This window comes from Pseudomonas sp. IT-P218 (assembly GCF_949767605.1).
In the GTDB taxonomy this organism is placed as follows: Bacteria; Pseudomonadota; Gammaproteobacteria; order Pseudomonadales; family Pseudomonadaceae; genus Aquipseudomonas; species Aquipseudomonas putida_AE.
The window spans coordinates 548,307-566,435 of record NZ_CATKQQ010000011.1 but is presented as its reverse complement, the minus strand read 5'-3'; the positions used below and the strand labels follow the sequence as shown (position 1 = coordinate 566,435).

Here is an 18,129-nt window from a genome sequence, read left to right as displayed (position 1 = left end):
GATGAACAGCGAGATAAAACTGGCCCTGATTCACAGTGGTGAGGATGAACAAGGTTCACAGCCTGCGCTGATGAAGTGGGCGACTGATGTGTTAGCGCAACGTGCAGAGTTCGAACCTTGGTTACTAGAACCCGCCAACTTCCTGGGCAGGTCTGACAATGCGGCAGTCGTACAGCGACGGGAAATTCTGCGCCAATTGGCCGAAGCTGATGCATTCCTGATCATTACCTCGGAACAGGGCAATGTTCATCACTGCGCGCTGAAGGCATTCATTGACCAGGTTTCGGATTGCTGGCACGCAAGGCCGGTGGCATTCATCGGTTATGGCGGAGTATCGGGTGGACTGTGCGCGATCAGTCAGCTTCGCCAGATCCTGGCCGGACAGCACGCGGTACCCATCTGCAATTTCGTGTCCTTCCCTGATCCCTGGGGGCTAACCGTGGGGGCTGAGGCAATATTTCAGACTGATCAAGCCAGGCTTTCAATGGCTCGAATGCTGGTACAGCTCAATTGGTGGGCTAGAGCCCTGAAAGCTGCCCGGGAACAAATGCGCTATGAACGGGTGGGGTAAGCGGCGGAAGTCGCCGCTGCAGAAATGGGCAAGGGTTACGCAGTATTCGACTAACGCAAACATGTTGCTCGTCCCTAACCTTGTTTCGAGGCCCGCTTCCTGGGCAAACGGCAGAGGAAACCTATCATGTTGAACATCAAGGACAAAGTCATCGCAATCACCGGCGCAAGCAGCGGTATTGGTGAGGCTACTGCGCGACTGCTGGCTAGCCAGGGCGCAAAAGTGCTGCTCGGCGCTCGTCGTACCGACCGACTTGAAATCATTGCTGGCGAGATCAATGCCTCCGGCGGCAAGGCGGAATTTCGTGCGCTGGACGTCACCGACCGAAAGGATGTCCAGGACTTCATCGCCTTCGCCGTTACCCGGTTCGATCGGGTCGATGTGCTAGTGAACAACGCGGGTGTGATGCCTCTTTCCAAACTCGAGGCACTCAAGGTGGATGAGTGGGACCGTATGATTGACGTGAACATTCGCGGAGTTCTGCACGGTATCGCCGCTACGTTGCCGCTTATGCAGCGCCAACGGGCCGGGCAGATCATCAATATAGCGTCTATTGGTGCCTATGCAGTAAGTCCGACTGCGGCCGTTTACTGCGCCACCAAGTACGCTGTCCGGGCCATCTCGGAAGGCCTTCGCCAAGAGGTTGGAGGCGACATTCGGGTTACGGTCATCGCGCCGGGTGTCACCGAGTCCGAGTTGGCCGACAGCATCTCTGACGAGGGCGGTCGCGCAGAAATGAAGGCGTTTCGCAAAATCGCGATTTCGGCCGACGCCATAGCACGAGCGATTGCCTATGCCGTGGAACAACCTGCGGATGTGGATGTAAGCGAACTGATCGTTCGGCCCACGGCGAGCCCTTTCTAACGGAATGTGCAATTGCCACGCAGGCCTCGCTGCCTGGCGCTCCAGCTCGTCAATTTGACTGGCTTCAATACCGAATGCCATGGGAGGCGATCAGCGTATTAACCCTATCAAGGAGCAACGATATGACTGGTTCTTCAAGCGATCAAAACAAGTATGTCGGTATGTGGGTTACCGTGGATGGCCGCATACGTCATGAGCTGCTTACCGGTGGCCGCTATGCCGAGGCCCGTGGCGATAAGAAATGTGCCTACCAGGGAAGCTACTGGCTCGAAGGAAACCGTATCGAGTATGTGGACGACACAGGCTTCACCGCCGACGGTGAGTTCCGTGACGGGGTTCTCTATCACGCCGGGATGGTTCTCTATGTGGAAGAGGAAAATACTTGATATTCAGTGCTGGCAACTAACAACGGAATGGCGGCAACTGTGGTCGGGACGGGGCTGCTTTTGGCAAATTTCTGCCTATCGCCACTGTCAGCTTTGGGTCGATCTCTGCCCTTCCTGCAAGGTAAGAATCGGCCCGGAAGCGGACGTTCGACTGATCAGATCAAGGTGGCTAAGCTGGCGCCTTTTCCAACGACAGGGACGAACGCATGACAGAGGTCTACCAGGGAAGCTGTCTTTGCACAGCAATCAGTTATCAGCTACTGACTACGCCCAAGGCAGTGAGTCATTGTCACTGTAGTCAATGCCGTAAAGGTCACGGTGCAGCATTCGCTTCGTATGGTAGCGTGCCCCGTAGCGCGTTACGGATACTCAACGGCGCTGGGCAAATCACTAGGTATTCTTCTTCAGAATCGGTGCTGCGCGAGTTCTGCGCGCAGTGTGGTTCAACTTTGTTCTGGTCACGCTCACAAGGTGAATTTTCCGATTGGGTTTCGATAGCACTGGGCACACTCGACACCCCCTTCACGCCTCAGAAGCAAAAACACGTTTATGTCGCCTCCAGAGTTCACTGGTATACGCCACCCAGCTCATCGCCTCAGATCGATTGACCGCAATCGGCCGATTCTGTTGAAAAAGTCGGATTTTCAGCTCGCCTGAGCTCAGGCACGACCGCCACCGGAGAACCTACTCGCCACATTGAGTGGTTTTTCGGCCCTTCGTTGACCTTTGCGGCTCTATTATTGGGTTAGTTTGAGGTTTTTTGCTTGGTGCAAGCGCACCTATCCCGTAACTGGCGGACCTTGAGATGTAAGTTTGGCCAGCCGTCGCAGGTTCTACACCGCAGCGGCCAGCGTGAACTCATCGGTCGCGCCGCTCATGCCACGTAGTCGCAAGCGATCCAATCTCAGGATGCGCTTGAGGTGGGCAAACAACATTTCGACCTTCTTACGTTCGTGGCGAGAGCGCACGTACTCCGGCGTCGCCGCGATGCGTCGAGCCACATCACGAGCGGCTTCATGGACGCTGCGGACGATCTTGCGAATCGAAGTGTTCGGGCAGCACTTGGCTTTCATCGGACAGGCTACGCAGTCGGTCTGCCTGGAGCGGAAGATGATGGTGTTGGCTTTTGTGACGTGCGAACGCTCGTTCTTGAAGGCTCGCCATTCGCGATACGCCAGGTTCAAATGGGCCTCTTCGCACAACCGCCGTTCGGAGCGGATGCCATAGCAGTAGCCCACGATCAGCATGCGAATCATCAGTTCAGGATCAATCGACGGACGCCCAATCGGGCTATAGAAATCGGCGAGGTAATGGCGCAGGTCGCTCAGATCGAGACACCGATCAATGCTGCGTAGAAGGTGATTGGCTGGAATGTGATCTTCAAGGTTGAACGAGTAAAACAGCCGCTCCTGCCCACTCGATAACTGTCCCATCATGCTGCGTGCTTCCCTGCTGGCCAATGTAGAGATTTTGCCGCAGGCCAGATAGCAGAGCTACTTTTTCAATAAAATCAGACGAAAACGGTCAGTCAAAAAACTCCATACCTGCATACGGATGGCGCCGACATTGCTCAAGCCTTGAAGCGAGGCTGCCTACATGCACTTCCAGACGATGCCCATCGGGATCCGAAAAATAAAACGAGTTACCTTCGCTCGAATTGGATTTCCACTCAATAACGTTACGAAGCCGCAAGTAAGCGGTGACTTCTTCAAAATCATCCTGCCCCACCGAAAATGCATAGTGGGTGTAATCAGGCTGTTTTTCCGCCACACGGCTCTCATCGAGAGACAGACAAAGCCAGAGATCACCGAGGGAAAGATAAGCCCCCGTCTCCCAGCGGGCAGCCAATCTAAACCCGGGTAGAGCCACATAAAACTCAATGCTGCGAGAGAGGTTCACAACCGCCAATGTAAAATGATTCAAGCCAGTCAACATGAGCATCTATCCAGAATCAGTCCACGAGAACGGTTGAGGATATCAACATCGACTTTTTCAACACAATCGGCCAGGAGCGGATGTTCGAGTTTATGTCCACCCGGGGCATCGCGTTAGTAACTGTTATTGGACTTGAGACAAAATCAATGAAGTTGCCGTTGCCTTTGAAGTTCCCTCTTCAACCAGGTGCTTGCTGGTTCCACGCCTCCTGAACATCGCACCTCATAGGCGCGGCCACTCATACTGCTTTTAGTGGCAGCAAGATCGATGAAATCTTCTGCGCTGTTCACCATGTTCTTGCCTTCGAGATAATTCAGCTTCTGCTCCAGATGCGCCCGAGCGCGGGGTCCTGAGTATTCGCTCCCGTTGCGCACAAACTTGCACTCACTGTGTGAGACAAAGTCCAGCAAGCCGTTTATCTCTTGAGTGGCTTGAGATGTAGCTGGAACCTGCCCATTGGTGACAGTTGCGATGACGCTGATACCCGCCGCCATCATCAGGTGGCTGATAAGCCGCACTGTCCTCCCCGACCACATCCGCATGATTCATCCTGGTCCTGAAAGTGATTAGCTACAACATTTTCTCCAGCCCGATCGTGCTGCTGAGCCACGAATTGAAGCGTCGCCACCAACTCCCCGGTTCCCTGGTCAACGTATGCTGTTTGCCGTCATCCTCGGTGACCCAGACCAGCTGATTCTTTTCCAACAGGACATGATAACTGAGCGTGGGGGCCATACCCTCCAGGGCCAGTTCGCGCACCCGCCCGGCGAGTTGCTGATTATCCACCAACACCCCGACCTCGGTGTTCCACAATAATGAGCGAGAGTCGAAATTGAACGAGCCAATGAACGCTTTCTGCTTGTCGAAAACCATCGCCTTGGTATGCAGGCTGGAGTCGGAACTGTTGGAGGATCCGCTGTGAAACAGGCGCGGTCCACTGTCGCTGTCGCCATTGTCGCCGGACTGGCGGCGTAATTCGAACAACTGCACACCATGCTCCAGCAAGGTTTGGCGATAAGGGGCGTAACCACCGTGCGCGGCGGGCACATCGGTGGCTTCCAGGGAGTTGGTCAGCAAGTTGATCGACACGCCGGCGTCGGCACGACCGGTTAAGAACACTACCCCCGGTCGACCGGGCACCATGTAGGCCGAAACCATGATCAGCTCCTGGGTGACCCCGTCAAGCTCGGGTGCCAACTGGGTGGTCAACAGCAAGTGCGGAGCGGGCTCGCCTTCCGACAAGACCTTGCTCGGTGCATCCCACAGCGCTTTATTCCAGGCCCAGATCAACTCCTGGCGCCAGGCATCCAGGCGTGGGTGAGTGGTGTAGCTCATCAATTGCTGGTAGAGCGCATGATTCTGCTTGCGCGTTTCCTCCAGGGATTCGTCCAGTCGGGTCCGGAGATTTATCAGGTCCCTGGTCGTCGGCTGGGTCGAGAGAAACTGCTCGATCGGCTTGCTCAAGGCACTGTTCCAGTACTGGTCAAAACCATGTCCCAACTGTTCTGCAACCGGGCCGACACTGAGCATGTCGATGTCGGTGAAATTCTTGTTGGGCTCGGCATCGAAATACTCGTCCCCCAGATTGCGCCCTCCGACGATGGCCACGCTGTTGTCCGCCAGCCACAATTTGTTGTGCATGCGTCTGTGTTGCTGCGACAGGTTGAACAACCGACCCATCGTACGCGTCACGACGGTGCTGCGACCCAGGTGCAGCGGATTGAACACGCGGATCTGAATCTGCGGATGTGCAGCCAGCGTCGCGATAATTCGCTCCAGGTCATCGCTGGTGGTGTCATCGAGCAGAATCCTCACGCGGACTCCGCGGTCGGCGGCGTCGAGCAGCTCGCTAACCAGTATCCGCGTACTGATGCCGTCGTGGACGATGTAGTACTGCAAGTCGAGGCTGCTTTGGGCGCTGCGAATCAGCTCGGCGCGGGCGGTGAAAGCCTCGGCACTGTCCGATAGCAGGCGAAAGCCCGATTGGCCTTGATGGGGAGCTACCTGGGCCTGGATGGAACGACCGAACGCCGAATCGCTCGCTGGCAAGGCCTGACTGGGTTGGTGAGGGACATTGGGTGTCGTGCAACCACCAGACAGCAAGGTGAGCAACAGGAGAGCAAGCCAGGGCTGTTCGATTCTCACGGAGCGTACTCCGAGTGGTGGCGATCAGGGATGCCGAATCCCGAAGAATAGCCAGTTGCTTCCCATCAGCTTTCTGGTCGTATTGACCTTGTGCACTGTTTCTTCGATCTGCGGGGTTGTTTTTGGAGCGTAGTTGATCCGCCTGCAATTACGGAATTTGCCCAAGACGAAAAACATATTGCCGACAGCAATCGGCAAGAAAAAAAACAACTGCCAAAGGTGATGAAAATGACATCGCGATTCATTTTCGAATCCTCCCTTTAGACGCGTCCCTTCCGACTTGGCGGTTGATCACCAGGTCTTGCGTTTCGAAAAGTGGGGCCAAGGGGTGTAGTTAAAGGCATCATAGCGCCCACCAGAGGAAAATGACGAGCAGCTTGATGGCATCCTGCCCAGAAAACAGATGCTAAAATGCCCCATTTTTGCCCCAGCCATTTTGATGAATCCGCCTAACCACTGATGAATAAAGCAATTTCAGATTTGTCCTCGCACACGCCGATGATGCAGCAGTACTGGCGCCTGAAGAACCAGCACCCTGACCAGTTGATGTTCTACCGCATGGGCGACTTCTACGAGATCTTCTATGAAGACGCGAAGAAGGCCGCCAAGCTGCTCGACATCACCCTGACCGCTCGCGGGCAGTCGGCTGGCCAGGCGATTCCGATGTGCGGTATTCCTTACCACGCGGCGGAAGGTTATCTGGCGAAACTGGTGAAGCTCGGCGAATCCGTGGTGATCTGCGAGCAGGTCGGCGACCCGGCCACCAGCAAAGGCCCAGTGGATCGTCAGGTGGTGCGGATCATCACCCCTGGCACGGTGAGCGATGAAGCGCTGCTCGATGAGCGCCGGGACAACCTGATCGCCGCTGTCCTGGGCGATGAGCGCCTGTTCGGCCTGGCGGTGCTGGACATCACCAGCGGCAACTTCAGCGTGCTGGAAATCAAAGGCTGGGAAAACCTGCTGGCGGAACTGGAGCGAGTGAATCCGGTGGAGTTACTGATCCCGGATGACTGGCCCAAGGATCTGCCGGCCGAGAAGCGTCGTGGCGTGCGCCGCCGTGCACCCTGGGATTTCGAGCGTGACTCGGCACTGAAAAGTCTGTGCCAGCAATTCTCGACCCAGGACCTGAAAGGCTTCGGTTGCGAAAACCTGACCCTGGCCATCGGCGCCGCCGGCTGCCTGCTGGCCTATGCGAAGGAAACCCAGCGCACCGCCCTGCCGCACTTGCGCAGCCTGCTCCACGAGCGCCTGGACGATACCGTCGTGCTGGACGGCGCGAGCCGGCGCAACCTGGAACTGGACACCAACCTGGCCGGTGGTCGCGACAACACCCTGCAATCGGTGGTCGATCGTTGCCAGACCGCCATGGGCAGCCGCCTGTTGACCCGCTGGCTGAATCGTCCGCTGCGCGACTTGCACGTGTTGCTGGCGCGCCAGACCTCGATCACCTGCCTGCTGGACGGCTACCGTTTCGAAAAGCTGCAACCGCAGCTCAAGGAAATCGGCGACATCGAGCGCATTCTTGCCCGGATCGGCTTGCGCAATGCCCGTCCACGGGACCTTGCTCGCCTGCGTGACGCCCTCGGCGCGCTGCCGCAACTGCAAGTGGCAATGACCGAGCTGGAAGCGCCGCACCTCAACCAACTGGCAACCACCACCAGCACCTACCCGGAACTGGCGGCACTGCTGGAAAAAGCCATCATCGACAATCCGCCCGCGGTGATCCGTGACGGCGGCGTGTTGAAAACCGGTTACGACAGCGAACTCGATGAACTGCAATCGCTCAGCGAGAACGCCGGACAGTTCCTGATCGACCTCGAAGCCCGGGAAAAAGCCCGTACTGGCTTGTCTCACCTGAAAGTCGGCTACAACCGCATCCACGGCTACTTCATCGAACTGCCGAGCAAGCAGGCCGAGTCCGCCCCCGCCGATTACATCCGCCGCCAGACCCTCAAAGGTGCCGAGCGTTTCATCACGCCGGAACTGAAGGCATTTGAAGACAAGGCACTGTCAGCCAAGAGCCGTGCCCTGGCGCGCGAGAAGATGCTCTACGAAGCGCTGCTCGAAGACCTGATCGCCCAGTTGCCACCGCTGCAGGACACGGCCGCGGCACTGGCCGAGCTTGACGTGCTGAGCAACCTGGCCGAACGCGCGCTGAACCTCGACCTGAACTGCCCGCGTTTTGTCAGCGAGCCGTGCATGCGCATCAACCAGGGTCGCCACCCGGTGGTTGAACAGGTTTTGACCACCCCGTTCGTGGCCAACGACCTGAGCCTCGACGACAATACCCGCATGCTGGTTATCACCGGTCCGAACATGGGCGGTAAGTCCACCTATATGCGCCAGACGGCGTTGATCGTACTGCTGGCGCACATCGGCAGTTTCGTCCCGGCAGCCAGTTGCGAGCTATCGTTGGTCGACCGGATTTTCACCCGGATCGGCTCCAGCGATGACCTGGCCGGCGGGCGTTCGACCTTCATGGTCGAGATGAGCGAAACCGCCAACATCCTGCACAACGCCACCGAACGCAGTCTGGTGCTGATGGACGAAGTCGGGCGCGGCACCAGTACCTTCGACGGCCTGTCCCTGGCGTGGGCGGCGGCGGAACGCCTGGCGCACCTGCGGGCCTACACGCTGTTCGCCACCCACTACTTTGAGCTGACGGTGTTGCCGGAAGCCCAGCCGCTGGTGGCCAACGTGCACCTCAATGCCACTGAGCACAACGAACGCATCGTGTTCCTGCACCATGTACTGCCAGGGCCGGCCAGCCAGAGCTATGGCCTGGCGGTCGCGCAGTTGGCCGGCGTGCCGAACGAGGTGATCCTGCGTGCCCGTGAGCACTTGAGCCGCCTGGAAGACACTGCCCTGCCCCACGAAGCGCCTGCGCCGACCAAAGGCAAACCGGCCACTCCGCAGCAGAGCGACCTGTTCGCCAGCCTGCCGCATCCGGTGCTGGATGAACTGGCCAAACTCGATCTGGACAACATGACACCACGTCGCGCACTCGAAATGCTCTATACACTAAAGACACGGGTCTAACGCACTGGCTTGCAAGCTGTTAGAATCTCGCGCGGTTTGGGATGCTGCTGGCTTTTAGCCTGGCCTGCAGACTATCGCTCCCAAACCTTGCGACCCCTACGTGAAGGGGCGCAGCAAGCCGCGCCTGAGGAGAAAATTAGAAATGACCTTCGTCGTCACCGACAACTGCATCAAGTGCAAGTACACCGACTGCGTAGAAGTCTGTCCGGTGGACTGCTTTTACGAAGGCCCGAATTTCCTGGTGATTCACCCGGATGAGTGCATCGACTGCGCACTGTGCGAACCTGAATGCCCGGCTGTGGCCATCTTCTCCGAAGATGAAGTACCTGCAGGCATGGAAAACTTCATCCAGCTGAACGTTGAGCTGGCTGAAATCTGGCCGAACATTACCGAACGCAAAGATCCATTGCCCGACTCTGCGGAGTGGGATGGCAAGCCAGGCAAGATCGAACACCTCGAACGCTGATTACCCCCGCGTTCCGGAAAAAGGCCCCACAAGGGCCTTTTTTTAAGATCAAAAGATCGCAGCCTTCGGCAGCTCCTACATGCAGGCAAAAAAAAGGGGCGGTATGACCCGCCCACATTTTTTCCATATTCCCTGTATTCCCTTTTCATCATCCTGATGAATCGCTTCCTGCGATGTCCTTTCCCCCTCGTCCGTGAAGGGCGTGTCTGTCCGTAGACACAACGCCGATACTAGAGTGTTTACCGCCGGGAGCAATCGCCCGCCTGGACCTGGGATGGCTTGTCACATCCCCTTCATATAGAAAAATCTACCGGTTTTTCAGTTAGATAGAACTGACCTCTGAACAATAGGGTCGACTGCCAACCTGTAAAAATAGTGAACACTTACGAAAAGAGTAAGCGATGACTTACACCTGGAAGCTACAAAGCTGCGCTATCGCCCAAAAACGAAAAGCCCCGAACCAGTCGGGGCTTTTCAGTGAGCACTAACGAACGGCTTATTGAAACAACGACTCGCTCGACAGCCCGTTTTTCTCCAGGATCTCCCGCAGGCGTTTCAGACCTTCAACCTGAATCTGTCTGACCCGCTCCCGGGTCAGGCCAATCTCCAGGCCTACATCTTCCAGGGTGCTGCTCTCGTGCCCGCGCAGGCCGAAGCGGCGTACAACCACCTCGCGCTGCTTGTCGGTCAACTCCGAGAGCCACTGGTCGATGCTTTGAGACAGGTCGTCATCCTGCAGCAGTTCGCATGGATCGGTTGGGCGATCGTCGGTCAGGGTGTCCAGCAGGGTTTTATCCGAATCCGGACCCAGCGAGACGTCGACCGAAGAAACCCGTTCGTTGAGGCCGAGCATGCGCTTGACCTCCGCTACCGGTTTTTCCAGCAGGTTGGCGATCTCTTCGGGGGAGGGTTCATGATCGAGTTTTTGCGTCAGCTCCCGTGCAGCCCGCAGGTACACGTTGAGCTCCTTGACCACATGGATCGGCAACCGGATGGTCCGGGTCTGATTCATGATCGCGCGCTCGATGGTCTGACGAATCCACCAGGTTGCGTAGGTCGAGAAGCGGAAGCCGCGTTCAGGGTCGAACTTCTCCACCGCCCGGATCAAGCCGAGGTTGCCCTCTTCGATCAGGTCGAGCAGCGACAGACCCCGATTGACGTAACGCCGGGCGATTTTCACCACCAGCCGCAGGTTACTTTCAATCATGCGTTTGCGCCCGGCCGGATCACCACTTTGCGACAGGCGCGCAAAATGAACTTCTTCTTCGGGGGACAGTAGAGGGGAAAAGCCGATTTCATTGAGGTACAGCTGCGTCGCATCAAGTGCCCGCGTGTAATCGATGTACTTGTGTTGCTTCAATGTCGCGGAGTGTTTGGATTTGGCACGAACGGAAGGTGGAGCCGCCCCTTCATCATTCGACATCGAATCCGTGCCGATGCCGGTCTCCATCAGGAGAACCTCATCGTCGATGTCAAACTCCGGCACTTCTTTACTGAGAGCCATTGTTATAGTCCTTTGGTGAGTTCGACCTCAAGCTCAAGCGGCGCCTTTATCCTTGGCAACGCTGGAGCCTGTCCCCTCTACGTAAGAAACGGAACAGGCTGGAAGCGATCAACGACGTGGCAGGAATTGCAGCGGATCTACAGGTTTACCTTGGCGGCGAATCTCAAAATGCAGTTTCACCCGGTCTGTACCCGTTGACCCCATTTCGGCAATTGTCTGTCCGACCTTGACCTGCTGCCCCTCCCGAACCAACAGCCTGCGGTTATGTCCGTAGGCACTGACGTAGGTTTCACTGTGTTTGATGATGACTAATTCGCCGTAGCCCCTTAAGCCACTCCCGGCGTATACCACCGTCCCATCAGACGCAGCTAAAACAGGCTGTCCCAAATCCCCTGCGATATCAATTCCTTTATTCAAACTACCGTTTGAGGAGAATTTGCCAATTAAAATGCCATTAGATGGCCACCCCCAGCCGGTCGGGGCTGGACCCGGTGGAGGCAGTGGAGCAGGTGCCGGCTTGTTGGCGACGGACGGTACAACCACCGGTGTGGTGGTGGTCGTACCGTCCGCAGAGCGACGGATGACCGTGGTTTTACTCGAGGATGAAGGCGAGGAACTGGACGAGCTGACCACGGCTGTCGGCGTTGAACCGCTGCGACCATCGAAGCGAATCGTCTGACCTGGGTGGATGGTGTACGGCGGCGCGATGTTGTTGCGTGCCGCCAGCGCCTTGTAGTCCCAGCCATAGCGAAAGGCGATGGAAAACAGGGTGTCCTTGGGTCGAACGACGTACTGCCCCGTGGTCACGGCCGGACGCTGGGCGACGGTTTTGTTGCGATCGACAACGCCCACATCGCTGGATTTGTTACTGGAGCAACCGACCAGCAAGGTGCTCATGACAAGGCCAGTCACCAGGCGCTGAAAGCTCGTTGTACCCATACGCTGCGCTATGACTGTGAGACTCACCCGCCGCTCCCTTTGTGGTGGCTGAAAATGTGATTTGCCGTGTTTCGGCACGAAGTGTCGCAAGTATAACGGGCCGTGCCGGCTTTACCCTTATTGAAGCGAAATGGCTTGGCGCACACGTTTGCTGTCTGACAAAACTATCCGTTTAATCAAATCGATGCCGCTGTAAGACAGAGGCAATCGAAGAGAATTCAGCGCGTTTAAATAAATGCTCAGGCCAGTGGACCATTGAGTAACGGGACGAAGCGCACCGACCCCAGGACACGCCTGGAAAAGCCATGTTCCTCCCGGATGATCAGCATTAATTGTTGCACTTCTCCTGAGCCGACCGGGATCACCAGACGCCCCCCTGGCGCCAGTTGATCCAGCAGCGCCTGGGGTACGTCGGTTGCCACGGCCGTCACGATTATGCCGTTGTAGGGCGCCAGCGCAGGCCAACCCTCCCAGCCATCGCCCCAGCGAAATACCACGTTACGCAGGTTCAGCTCGACCAGGCGTTCCTTGGCCCGGTCTTGCAATACCTTGATGCGCTCAACGGAAAAGACCCGCTCGACCAGTTGCGACAGCACCGCCGTCTGATAACCCGACCCCGTTCCGATTTCCATGACCTTGTCCAACGGCCCGGCTTCGAGCAGCAACTCGCTCATGCGAGCCACCATATAAGGCTGGGAGATGGTCTGGTTATTGCCGATGGGCAGCGCCGTGTCTTCGTAGGCCCGGTGCGCCAGCGCCTCGTCGACGAACAGGTGACGCGGTGTACGACGAATGACTTCCAGCACCTTGGCGTTGGAAATCCCCTCTTCGTACAGGCGCTGAATCAGGCGTTCGCGGGTCCGTTGCGAGGTCATGCCGATGCCGCGATGCAGCATGTCGTCTTGTCCACGGGTCATGGGTGCAACCCCTCCAACCAGCCGTCGAGGCTCCTGAAGGCATCATTGAAGGTGCGATCCAGTTGCAACGGGGTGATGGAAACATAGCCCTGCATCACGGCATGGAAATCGGTGCCGGGGCCGCCATCCTCAGCATCCCCTGCCGCCGCGATCCAGTACCCGGACCTGCCTCGCGGGTCGACCACCTTCACCGGTGCCGCCGCGCGGGCGCGATGCCCGAGGCGGGTCAACTGGATACCGCGGATGTGCTCCAGCGGCAAATTGGGAATGTTCACGTTCAGTACCGTACGCGGTGGCAATTCGAGATCCGCATGGGCCTCGACCAGTTTGCGCGCAAAGTAGGCCGCCGTGGGCAGGTTGTCGACCTGTCGCGAGACCAGCGAAAAGGCAAAGGAGGGACGCGCCAGGAAGCGACCTTCGAGTGCCGCCGCCACGGTACCGGAGTACAGCACGTCGTCCCCCAGGTTGGCGCCCAGGTTGATGCCGGACACCACCATGTCCGCCTCACGTTCCAGCAAGCCGTTGAGGCCCAGGTGCACGCAATCGGTCGGCGTACCGTTGACGCTGATAAAGCCATTGGCCAGCGTGTGCGGATGTAGCGGACGGTCGAGCGTGAGCGAACTGCTCGCGCCGCTTTTGTCCTGGTCCGGGGCTATAACCACGCACTCGGTGTAATCCGCCAGCGCAGCATAAAGCGCGGCGAGTCCGGGTGCGGTAACCCCGTCGTCGTTAGAAATCAGAATACGCATGGGCTGTCCGTCTGCCCCACCGGCACCAGATCAACAAGCTCGCGCACCAATACGGTGGCGAAGCATCCGGCCGGCAGGACGAATTCCAGTTGCAGAATGTCAGGTTCGGGATAATGCCACGTCAACCCACCGATGGGCAGCCGCAGGATGCGACGTTCGTGGCTCATTCCGGCGTTGATCAACCAATCGCGAAGGTCTGCCTCGCGTGCGGCGATCGCCTGCTCCAGTTCATGGACAGCGCCCGTGGTCGGCGAGTCACCTTCGCCCCACTGCGGACCGGTCGGGTGCAGATCGAGAATCGCCAGTCGCGGGTCGCTGCATTCGGCCTCACCGGCCGGAAAAAAGCTGCGGCTGTCGGTGAACGCCAGCAGATCGCCCACCTGGGCACGCTGCCAGGTGCCGTCGGCGACACGCGCGGCCAACACTTGGTTGAACAGGAAACTGCGGGCGGTCGACAGCAGCCGCGAACGCACGTTGCGCTGCTCCGGCAAGGCCTTGCGCGCGGCCCAGGCACGGGCGTCAACCACGTTGCCGCCGTCATGCCCGAAACGTTGGGCACCGAAATAATTGGGGATGCCTTGTTTGGCGATCAGATGCAGGCGCTCTTCGATGGCCGCCTTGTCGCCGGCAAACTGCGTCAGGCGCAATGTGAAGCCGTTGGCCGAATGGGCACCGCGTTGCAGCTTGCGTTTATGCCGGCTGGTCTTGAGGATTTTCAGCGTATCGTTTTCTGCCGCCGACAGATCCGGATCGGCCTTGCCCGGCAGCTGCACGCTGAACCACTGACGCGTCAGCGCCTGGCGATCCTTGAGCCCGGCATAGCTGACGGTACGCAATGACACGCCCGCCGCCTTGGCGATTCGGCGTGCCGCCTCTTCAGTATTCAGGCCGCGTTTTTCCACCCAGATCCACAGGTGTTCGCCGTCACCGCTCAGGGGGATATCGAGGACTTCGTCGACCTGGAAATCTTCCGCGATGGCTTTCAGCACGGCGCTGCCGAGCGCTTCGCCATAGGCCCGCGGGCCGAGCAATTGCAGTTCGTTCATGCGCGCAACAACAGGGCAACGGAGTGCACGGCGATGCCCTCTTCGCGACCGACAAAGCCAAGCTTTTCGGTGGTGGTAGCTTTCACGTTCACTTGATCCAACTCAACTTGAAGATCCGCGGCAATCAGCGCGCGCATCGATTCGATATGCGGGGCCATTTTCGGTGCCTGGGCAACGATGGTGTTGTCGACGTTAGCGACTTTCCAGCCTTTGGCGTGGATCAATGCGACGACATGGCGCAACAGCACACGGCTGTCGGCGCCCTTGAATTGCGGGTCGGTGTCCGGGAAATGCTTGCCGATGTCACCCAGTGCAGCGGCACCGAGCAAGGCATCGCTCAAGGCATGCAGCAGGACGTCACCATCGGAGTGAGCGAGCAGTCCGAAGCTGTGTGCAATGCGCACGCCGCCCAGAGTGATGAAATCGCCTTCAGCGAAACGGTGCACATCATAGCCGTGGCCAATACGCATAAAAAAACGCCCCGAATTTTGTCAGGGCGTGATTCTACCTGCTATTGAGCTGCTAGAGCATGCGCGTGATGCCGCAAGTGATCTTCGATGAAACTGGCGATGAAGAAATAGCTGTGGTCGTAGCCCGGTTGCAGACGCAACGTCAGCGGATGACCGGCCAGTTTGGCCGCCTGTTGCAAGGCTTCCGGCTTGAGCTGGGTGGCGAGGAAATCGTCGCGATCGCCTTGATCCACCAACAGTGGCAGCTTTTCGTCAGCCTCGGCGATCAACGCACAGGCATCCCATTCGCGCCATTTCGAACGGTCCTCTCCCAGGTAGCGGGAAAAGGCTTTCTGGCCCCAAGGGCAGTCCATCGGATTGTTGATCGGCGAGAACGCCGACACCGATAGATAACGCCCCGGATTGCGCAAGGCACAGACCAGCGCACCGTGGCCACCCATGGAGTGACCGCTGATGCCGCGCTTGTCCGACGCCGGGAAATGCGCTTCGACCAATGCCGGCAATTCCTGCACGACATAGTCATGCATCCGATAGTGCCGCGACCAGGGTTCCTGGGTGGCGTTCAGGTAGAACCCGGCGCCGAGGCCAAAATCCCAGGCACCATCCGGATCACCCGGTACGTCGGGACCGCGAGGGCTGGTGTCCGGCGCGACGATAATCAGCCCGAGCTCGGCGGCCACGCGCATGGCGCCGGCCTTCTGCATGAAGTTCTCATCGGTGCAGGTCAGGCCGGACAACCAGTACAGCACCGGCAATTTGCCGCCCTGCTCTGCTTGTGGCGGCAGGTAGACGGCAAACACCATGTCGCAGCCGAGCGTTTCCGAGCGATGGCGATAACGCTTGTGCCAGCCGCCGAAGCTTTTCTGGCAGGAGATATTTTCCAGGGTCATGGGCTTTTTTCAGCTGCAAGCTTCAAGCTCTATGCTGCAAGAGGGCGTCAAACCCACTTGCAGCTTGCGGCTTGAGACTTTTGCTGCTCCTTAGAAATGAATGACGGAACGGATGCTCTTGCCTTCATGCATCAGGTCAAACGCCTTGTTGATATCTTCCAGGCCCATGGTGTGGGTGATGAAAGTGTCCAACGGGATTTCGCCGGTCTCGGCCATCTCCACGTAGCTTGGCAACTCGGTACGGCCACGCACACCGCCGAACGCCGAACCGCGCCAGACGCGACCGGTGACCAGCTGGAACGGACGGGTCGAAATTTCCTGGCCGGCACCGGCGACGCCGATGATCACCGACTCGCCCCAACCCTTGTGGCAGCACTCAAGGGCGGCACGCATCAATTGCACGTTGCCGATGCATTCGAAGGAGAAGTCGACGCCGCCATCGGTCATGTCGACGATGACTTCCTGGATCGGACGATCGAAGTCTTTCGGGTTTACACAATCGGTTGCACCCAGCTGTTTGGCGATCTCGAATTTGGCCGGGTTGATGTCGATGGCAATGATGCGAGCAGCCTTGGCTTTGACCGCACCGATTACCGCCGACAGACCGATGCCGCCGAGGCCGAAAATGGCCACGGTATCACCAGGTTTCACCTTGGCGGTGTTTAGTACAGCACCGATGCCGGTGGTGACACCACAGCCCAGCAGGCAGACTTTTTCCAGTGGCGCCTCTTTGGCAATCTTGGCCACGGAGATTTCCGGCAGCACGGTGTACTCCGAAAAAGTGGAAGTACCCATGTAGTGGAAAATCGTTTCGCCCTTGTAGGAAAAACGCGACGTGCCATCCGGCATCAGGCCTTTGCCCTGGGTCGCACGAATCGCCTGGCAGAGGTTGGTTTTACCCGACAGGCAGAATTTGCACTGGCGACATTCCGGGGTGTACAGCGGGATCACATGATCGCCCACCGCCACCGAGGTCACGCCTTCGCCGATCGCTTCAACGATCGCCCCACCTTCGTGACCGAGGATCGACGGGAAAATGCCTTCCGGGTCAGCGCCCGATAGGGTGTAGGCATCGGTATGGCAGACACCGGAAGCCACCACGCGCAGCAACACTTCACCGGCCTTGGGCATGGCGACATCGACTTCAACGATCTCAAGCGGTTTCTTGGCCTCGAAGGCAACGGCGGCGCGTGACTTGATCATGGTGATTCTCCAGTGAATAAAAACGAGACAAGGAGTGTAATACATGGCTCCACGATGAATAATCGAGGCAAATGCAAAATATTATTGCCGTACAGGGATAATCCTTCATGTCTGAAAATCGCTGGGAAGGGATCGACGAATTTGTCGCCGTTGCCGAATGCAGCCAATTCACCGCCGCCGCGGAACGCCTGGGGGTTTCTTCCTCGCATATCAGTCGACAAATCGTACGCCTGGAAGAGCGCCTGCAAACCCGCTTGCTCTATCGCAGCACCCGTCGGGTCACGCTGACCGAGGCCGGGCAAACCTTTCTGCAACATTGCCAGCGCTTGCAGGATGGCCGCGAAGAAGCGTTGCGGGCGGTCGGCGACTTGACCAGCGAACCCAAGGGCATGCTGCGCATGACCTGTGCCGTGGCGTATGGCGAACGCTTCATCGTGCCGCTGGTGACGCGTTTCATGGGGCTTTATCCACAACTGCGGATCGACATCGAACTCAGCAACCGCCAGCTTGACCTGGTGCATGAGGGCCTGGACCTGGCAATCCGCCTGGGGCGCTTGCAGGATTCAAGACTGGTGGCCACGCGCCTGGCGCCACGGCGCATGTATCTGTGCGCGTCGCCTTCCTACGTGGAACGGTATGGTCGGCCACACAGCTTGTCGGAATTGAGCCGGCACAATTGCCTTGTAGGCAGTTCGGACCTCTGGCAACTGGAACAGAACGGGCGGGAGTTTTCGCAACGGGTGCAGGGAAACTGGCGGTGTAACAGTGGGCAAGCGGTTCTGGATGCGGCGCTACAGGGCGTGGGGTTGTGTCAGCTGCCGGATTATTACGTGTTGGAGCATTTGAAAAGTGGCGCACTGATTTCGCTGCTGGAGGCGCATCAACCGCCCAATACGGCGGTTTGGGCGTTGTATCCGCAGCAACGGCATTTGTCGCCCAAGGTGCGCAAGTTGGTGGATTATTTGAAGGAGGGATTGGCCGAGCGGCCGGAGTATCAGGGTTAAG

Annotated in this window: 19 protein-coding genes; 7 read left to right on the top strand and 12 right to left on the bottom strand. The window is 58.1% G+C overall.

Annotated elements, in window-relative coordinates:
• Window position 1: 1 nt before the first annotated feature.
• The 4 genes from ACM6I6_RS09310 (at window position 2) to ACM6I6_RS09295 (ending at window position 2,429) form a co-directional block, all read left to right on the top strand.
• Window positions 2–571, top strand: a complete 570-nt coding sequence (locus ACM6I6_RS09310; protein ID WP_323607281.1) for an NAD(P)H-dependent oxidoreductase — start codon at window positions 2–4, stop codon at window positions 569–571.
• 126 nt (window positions 572–697) lie between these two features.
• Window positions 698–1,435: an SDR family oxidoreductase gene (locus ACM6I6_RS09305; RefSeq protein ID WP_323607282.1), complete on the top strand. Its 738-nt coding sequence runs from the start codon at window positions 698–700 to the stop codon at window positions 1,433–1,435.
• Window positions 1,436–1,557: 122 nt separating this feature from the next.
• Window positions 1,558–1,821 (top strand): Atu4866 domain-containing protein, encoded by a 264-nt coding sequence (locus tag ACM6I6_RS09300; RefSeq protein ID WP_323607283.1) that lies wholly within the window; start codon window positions 1,558–1,560, stop codon window positions 1,819–1,821.
• A 206-nt stretch (window positions 1,822–2,027) separates the two neighbouring features.
• Window positions 2,028–2,429, top strand: a complete 402-nt coding sequence (locus ACM6I6_RS09295) for a GFA family protein (RefSeq protein WP_274073305.1) — start codon at window positions 2,028–2,030, stop codon at window positions 2,427–2,429.
• Window positions 2,430–2,654: 225 nt separating this feature from the next.
• On the opposite strand, the gene ACM6I6_RS09290 is transcribed toward ACM6I6_RS09295, so the two are convergent.
• From ACM6I6_RS09290 to ACM6I6_RS09275, 4 genes are all read right to left on the bottom strand, one after another.
• The gene (locus ACM6I6_RS09290; protein ID WP_274073304.1) at window positions 2,655–3,257 is read right to left on the bottom strand and encodes a transposase; all 603 of its coding nucleotides are present in this window, start codon (window positions 3,255–3,257) and stop codon (window positions 2,655–2,657) included.
• An 88-nt stretch (window positions 3,258–3,345) separates the two neighbouring features.
• Window positions 3,346–3,756 carry a fosfomycin resistance glutathione transferase gene (gene fos / locus ACM6I6_RS09285; RefSeq protein ID WP_077182601.1) on the bottom strand — a complete coding sequence of 137 codons (411 nt, stop codon included), beginning with the start codon at window positions 3,754–3,756 and terminating at the stop codon, window positions 3,346–3,348.
• A gap of 143 nt (window positions 3,757–3,899) precedes the next feature.
• Window positions 3,900–4,298 carry a DUF5329 domain-containing protein gene (locus ACM6I6_RS09280; protein WP_414919790.1) on the bottom strand — a complete coding sequence of 133 codons (399 nt, stop codon included), beginning with the start codon at window positions 4,296–4,298 and terminating at the stop codon, window positions 3,900–3,902.
• Between the two features lie 28 nt (window positions 4,299–4,326).
• Window positions 4,327–5,901, bottom strand: a complete 1,575-nt coding sequence (locus tag ACM6I6_RS09275; protein WP_323607288.1) for a phospholipase D family protein — start codon at window positions 5,899–5,901, stop codon at window positions 4,327–4,329.
• Window positions 5,902–6,372: 471 nt separating this feature from the next.
• On the opposite strand from ACM6I6_RS09275, the gene mutS reads away from it, so the two are divergent.
• Together mutS and fdxA are read left to right on the top strand one after the other, a co-directional pair.
• On the top strand, window positions 6,373–8,940 hold the full coding sequence (gene mutS, locus ACM6I6_RS09270; RefSeq protein ID WP_323607298.1) for a DNA mismatch repair protein MutS: 2,568 nt from the start codon (window positions 6,373–6,375) through the stop codon (window positions 8,938–8,940).
• A 142-nt stretch (window positions 8,941–9,082) separates the two neighbouring features.
• Window positions 9,083–9,406 (top strand): ferredoxin FdxA, encoded by a 324-nt coding sequence (fdxA, locus tag ACM6I6_RS09265; RefSeq protein ID WP_274073301.1) that lies wholly within the window; start codon window positions 9,083–9,085, stop codon window positions 9,404–9,406.
• Window positions 9,407–9,902: 496 nt separating this feature from the next.
• On the opposite strand, the gene rpoS is transcribed toward fdxA, so the two are convergent.
• From rpoS to ACM6I6_RS09225, 8 genes are all read right to left on the bottom strand, one after another.
• On the bottom strand, window positions 9,903–10,910 hold the full coding sequence (gene rpoS, locus ACM6I6_RS09260) for an RNA polymerase sigma factor RpoS (RefSeq protein WP_046816537.1): 1,008 nt from the start codon (window positions 10,908–10,910) through the stop codon (window positions 9,903–9,905).
• Between the two features lie 108 nt (window positions 10,911–11,018).
• On the bottom strand, window positions 11,019–11,876 hold the full coding sequence (locus ACM6I6_RS09255; protein WP_274073300.1) for a peptidoglycan DD-metalloendopeptidase family protein: 858 nt from the start codon (window positions 11,874–11,876) through the stop codon (window positions 11,019–11,021).
• 212 nt (window positions 11,877–12,088) lie between these two features.
• Complete coding sequence (locus tag ACM6I6_RS09250) at window positions 12,089–12,724, bottom strand: protein-L-isoaspartate(D-aspartate) O-methyltransferase (RefSeq protein ID WP_274073596.1); 636 nt, start codon at window positions 12,722–12,724, stop codon at window positions 12,089–12,091.
• Between the two features lie 38 nt (window positions 12,725–12,762).
• Window positions 12,763–13,515, bottom strand: a complete 753-nt coding sequence (gene surE, locus ACM6I6_RS09245; RefSeq protein ID WP_274073299.1) for a 5'/3'-nucleotidase SurE — start codon at window positions 13,513–13,515, stop codon at window positions 12,763–12,765.
• Window positions 13,503–14,561, bottom strand: a complete 1,059-nt coding sequence (truD, locus tag ACM6I6_RS09240) for a tRNA pseudouridine(13) synthase TruD (RefSeq protein ID WP_274073298.1) — start codon at window positions 14,559–14,561, stop codon at window positions 13,503–13,505. Before truD ends, surE begins: the two co-directional genes overlap by 13 nt.
• Window positions 14,558–15,031 carry a 2-C-methyl-D-erythritol 2,4-cyclodiphosphate synthase gene (ispF, locus tag ACM6I6_RS09235; protein WP_274073297.1) on the bottom strand — a complete coding sequence of 158 codons (474 nt, stop codon included), beginning with the start codon at window positions 15,029–15,031 and terminating at the stop codon, window positions 14,558–14,560. The genes truD and ispF overlap by 4 nt, the downstream gene beginning before the upstream one ends.
• A gap of 41 nt (window positions 15,032–15,072) precedes the next feature.
• Window positions 15,073–15,921, bottom strand: coding sequence for an S-formylglutathione hydrolase (fghA, locus tag ACM6I6_RS09230; RefSeq protein ID WP_274073296.1), 849 nt, complete (start codon window positions 15,919–15,921; stop codon window positions 15,073–15,075).
• A gap of 90 nt (window positions 15,922–16,011) precedes the next feature.
• Window positions 16,012–17,124, bottom strand: coding sequence for an S-(hydroxymethyl)glutathione dehydrogenase/class III alcohol dehydrogenase (locus ACM6I6_RS09225; RefSeq protein WP_015093777.1), 1,113 nt, complete (start codon window positions 17,122–17,124; stop codon window positions 16,012–16,014).
• A 107-nt stretch (window positions 17,125–17,231) separates the two neighbouring features.
• On the opposite strand from ACM6I6_RS09225, the gene ACM6I6_RS09220 reads away from it, so the two are divergent.
• Window positions 17,232–18,128 carry a LysR substrate-binding domain-containing protein gene (locus tag ACM6I6_RS09220; protein WP_323607291.1) on the top strand — a complete coding sequence of 299 codons (897 nt, stop codon included), beginning with the start codon at window positions 17,232–17,234 and terminating at the stop codon, window positions 18,126–18,128.
• Window position 18,129: the final 1 nt, after the last annotated feature.

Coding starts and splice junctions, on each gene's coding strand:
- ACM6I6_RS09310 (WP_323607281.1), top strand. CDS start 2: ATGAACAGCGAGATAAAACTGGCCCTGATTCACAGTGGTGAGGATGAA.
- ACM6I6_RS09305 (WP_323607282.1), top strand. CDS start 698: ATGTTGAACATCAAGGACAAAGTCATCGCAATCACCGGCGCAAGCAGC.
- ACM6I6_RS09300 (WP_323607283.1), top strand. CDS start 1,558: ATGACTGGTTCTTCAAGCGATCAAAACAAGTATGTCGGTATGTGGGTT.
- ACM6I6_RS09295 (WP_274073305.1), top strand. CDS start 2,028: ATGACAGAGGTCTACCAGGGAAGCTGTCTTTGCACAGCAATCAGTTAT.
- ACM6I6_RS09290 (WP_274073304.1), bottom strand. CDS start 3,257: ATGATGGGACAGTTATCGAGTGGGCAGGAGCGGCTGTTTTACTCGTTC.
- fos (WP_077182601.1), bottom strand. CDS start 3,756: ATGTTGACTGGCTTGAATCATTTTACATTGGCGGTTGTGAACCTCTCT.
- ACM6I6_RS09280 (WP_414919790.1), bottom strand. CDS start 4,298: ATGCGGATGTGGTCGGGGAGGACAGTGCGGCTTATCAGCCACCTGATG.
- fdxA (WP_274073301.1), top strand. CDS start 9,083: ATGACCTTCGTCGTCACCGACAACTGCATCAAGTGCAAGTACACCGAC.
- rpoS (WP_046816537.1), bottom strand. CDS start 10,910: ATGGCTCTCAGTAAAGAAGTGCCGGAGTTTGACATCGACGATGAGGTT.
- ACM6I6_RS09250 (WP_274073596.1), bottom strand. CDS start 12,724: ATGACCTCGCAACGGACCCGCGAACGCCTGATTCAGCGCCTGTACGAA.
- surE (WP_274073299.1), bottom strand. CDS start 13,515: ATGCGTATTCTGATTTCTAACGACGACGGGGTTACCGCACCCGGACTC.
- truD (WP_274073298.1), bottom strand. CDS start 14,561: ATGAACGAACTGCAATTGCTCGGCCCGCGGGCCTATGGCGAAGCGCTC.
- ispF (WP_274073297.1), bottom strand. CDS start 15,031: ATGCGTATTGGCCACGGCTATGATGTGCACCGTTTCGCTGAAGGCGAT.
- fghA (WP_274073296.1), bottom strand. CDS start 15,921: ATGACCCTGGAAAATATCTCCTGCCAGAAAAGCTTCGGCGGCTGGCAC.
- ACM6I6_RS09225 (WP_015093777.1), bottom strand. CDS start 17,124: ATGATCAAGTCACGCGCCGCCGTTGCCTTCGAGGCCAAGAAACCGCTT.
- ACM6I6_RS09220 (WP_323607291.1), top strand. CDS start 17,232: ATGTCTGAAAATCGCTGGGAAGGGATCGACGAATTTGTCGCCGTTGCC.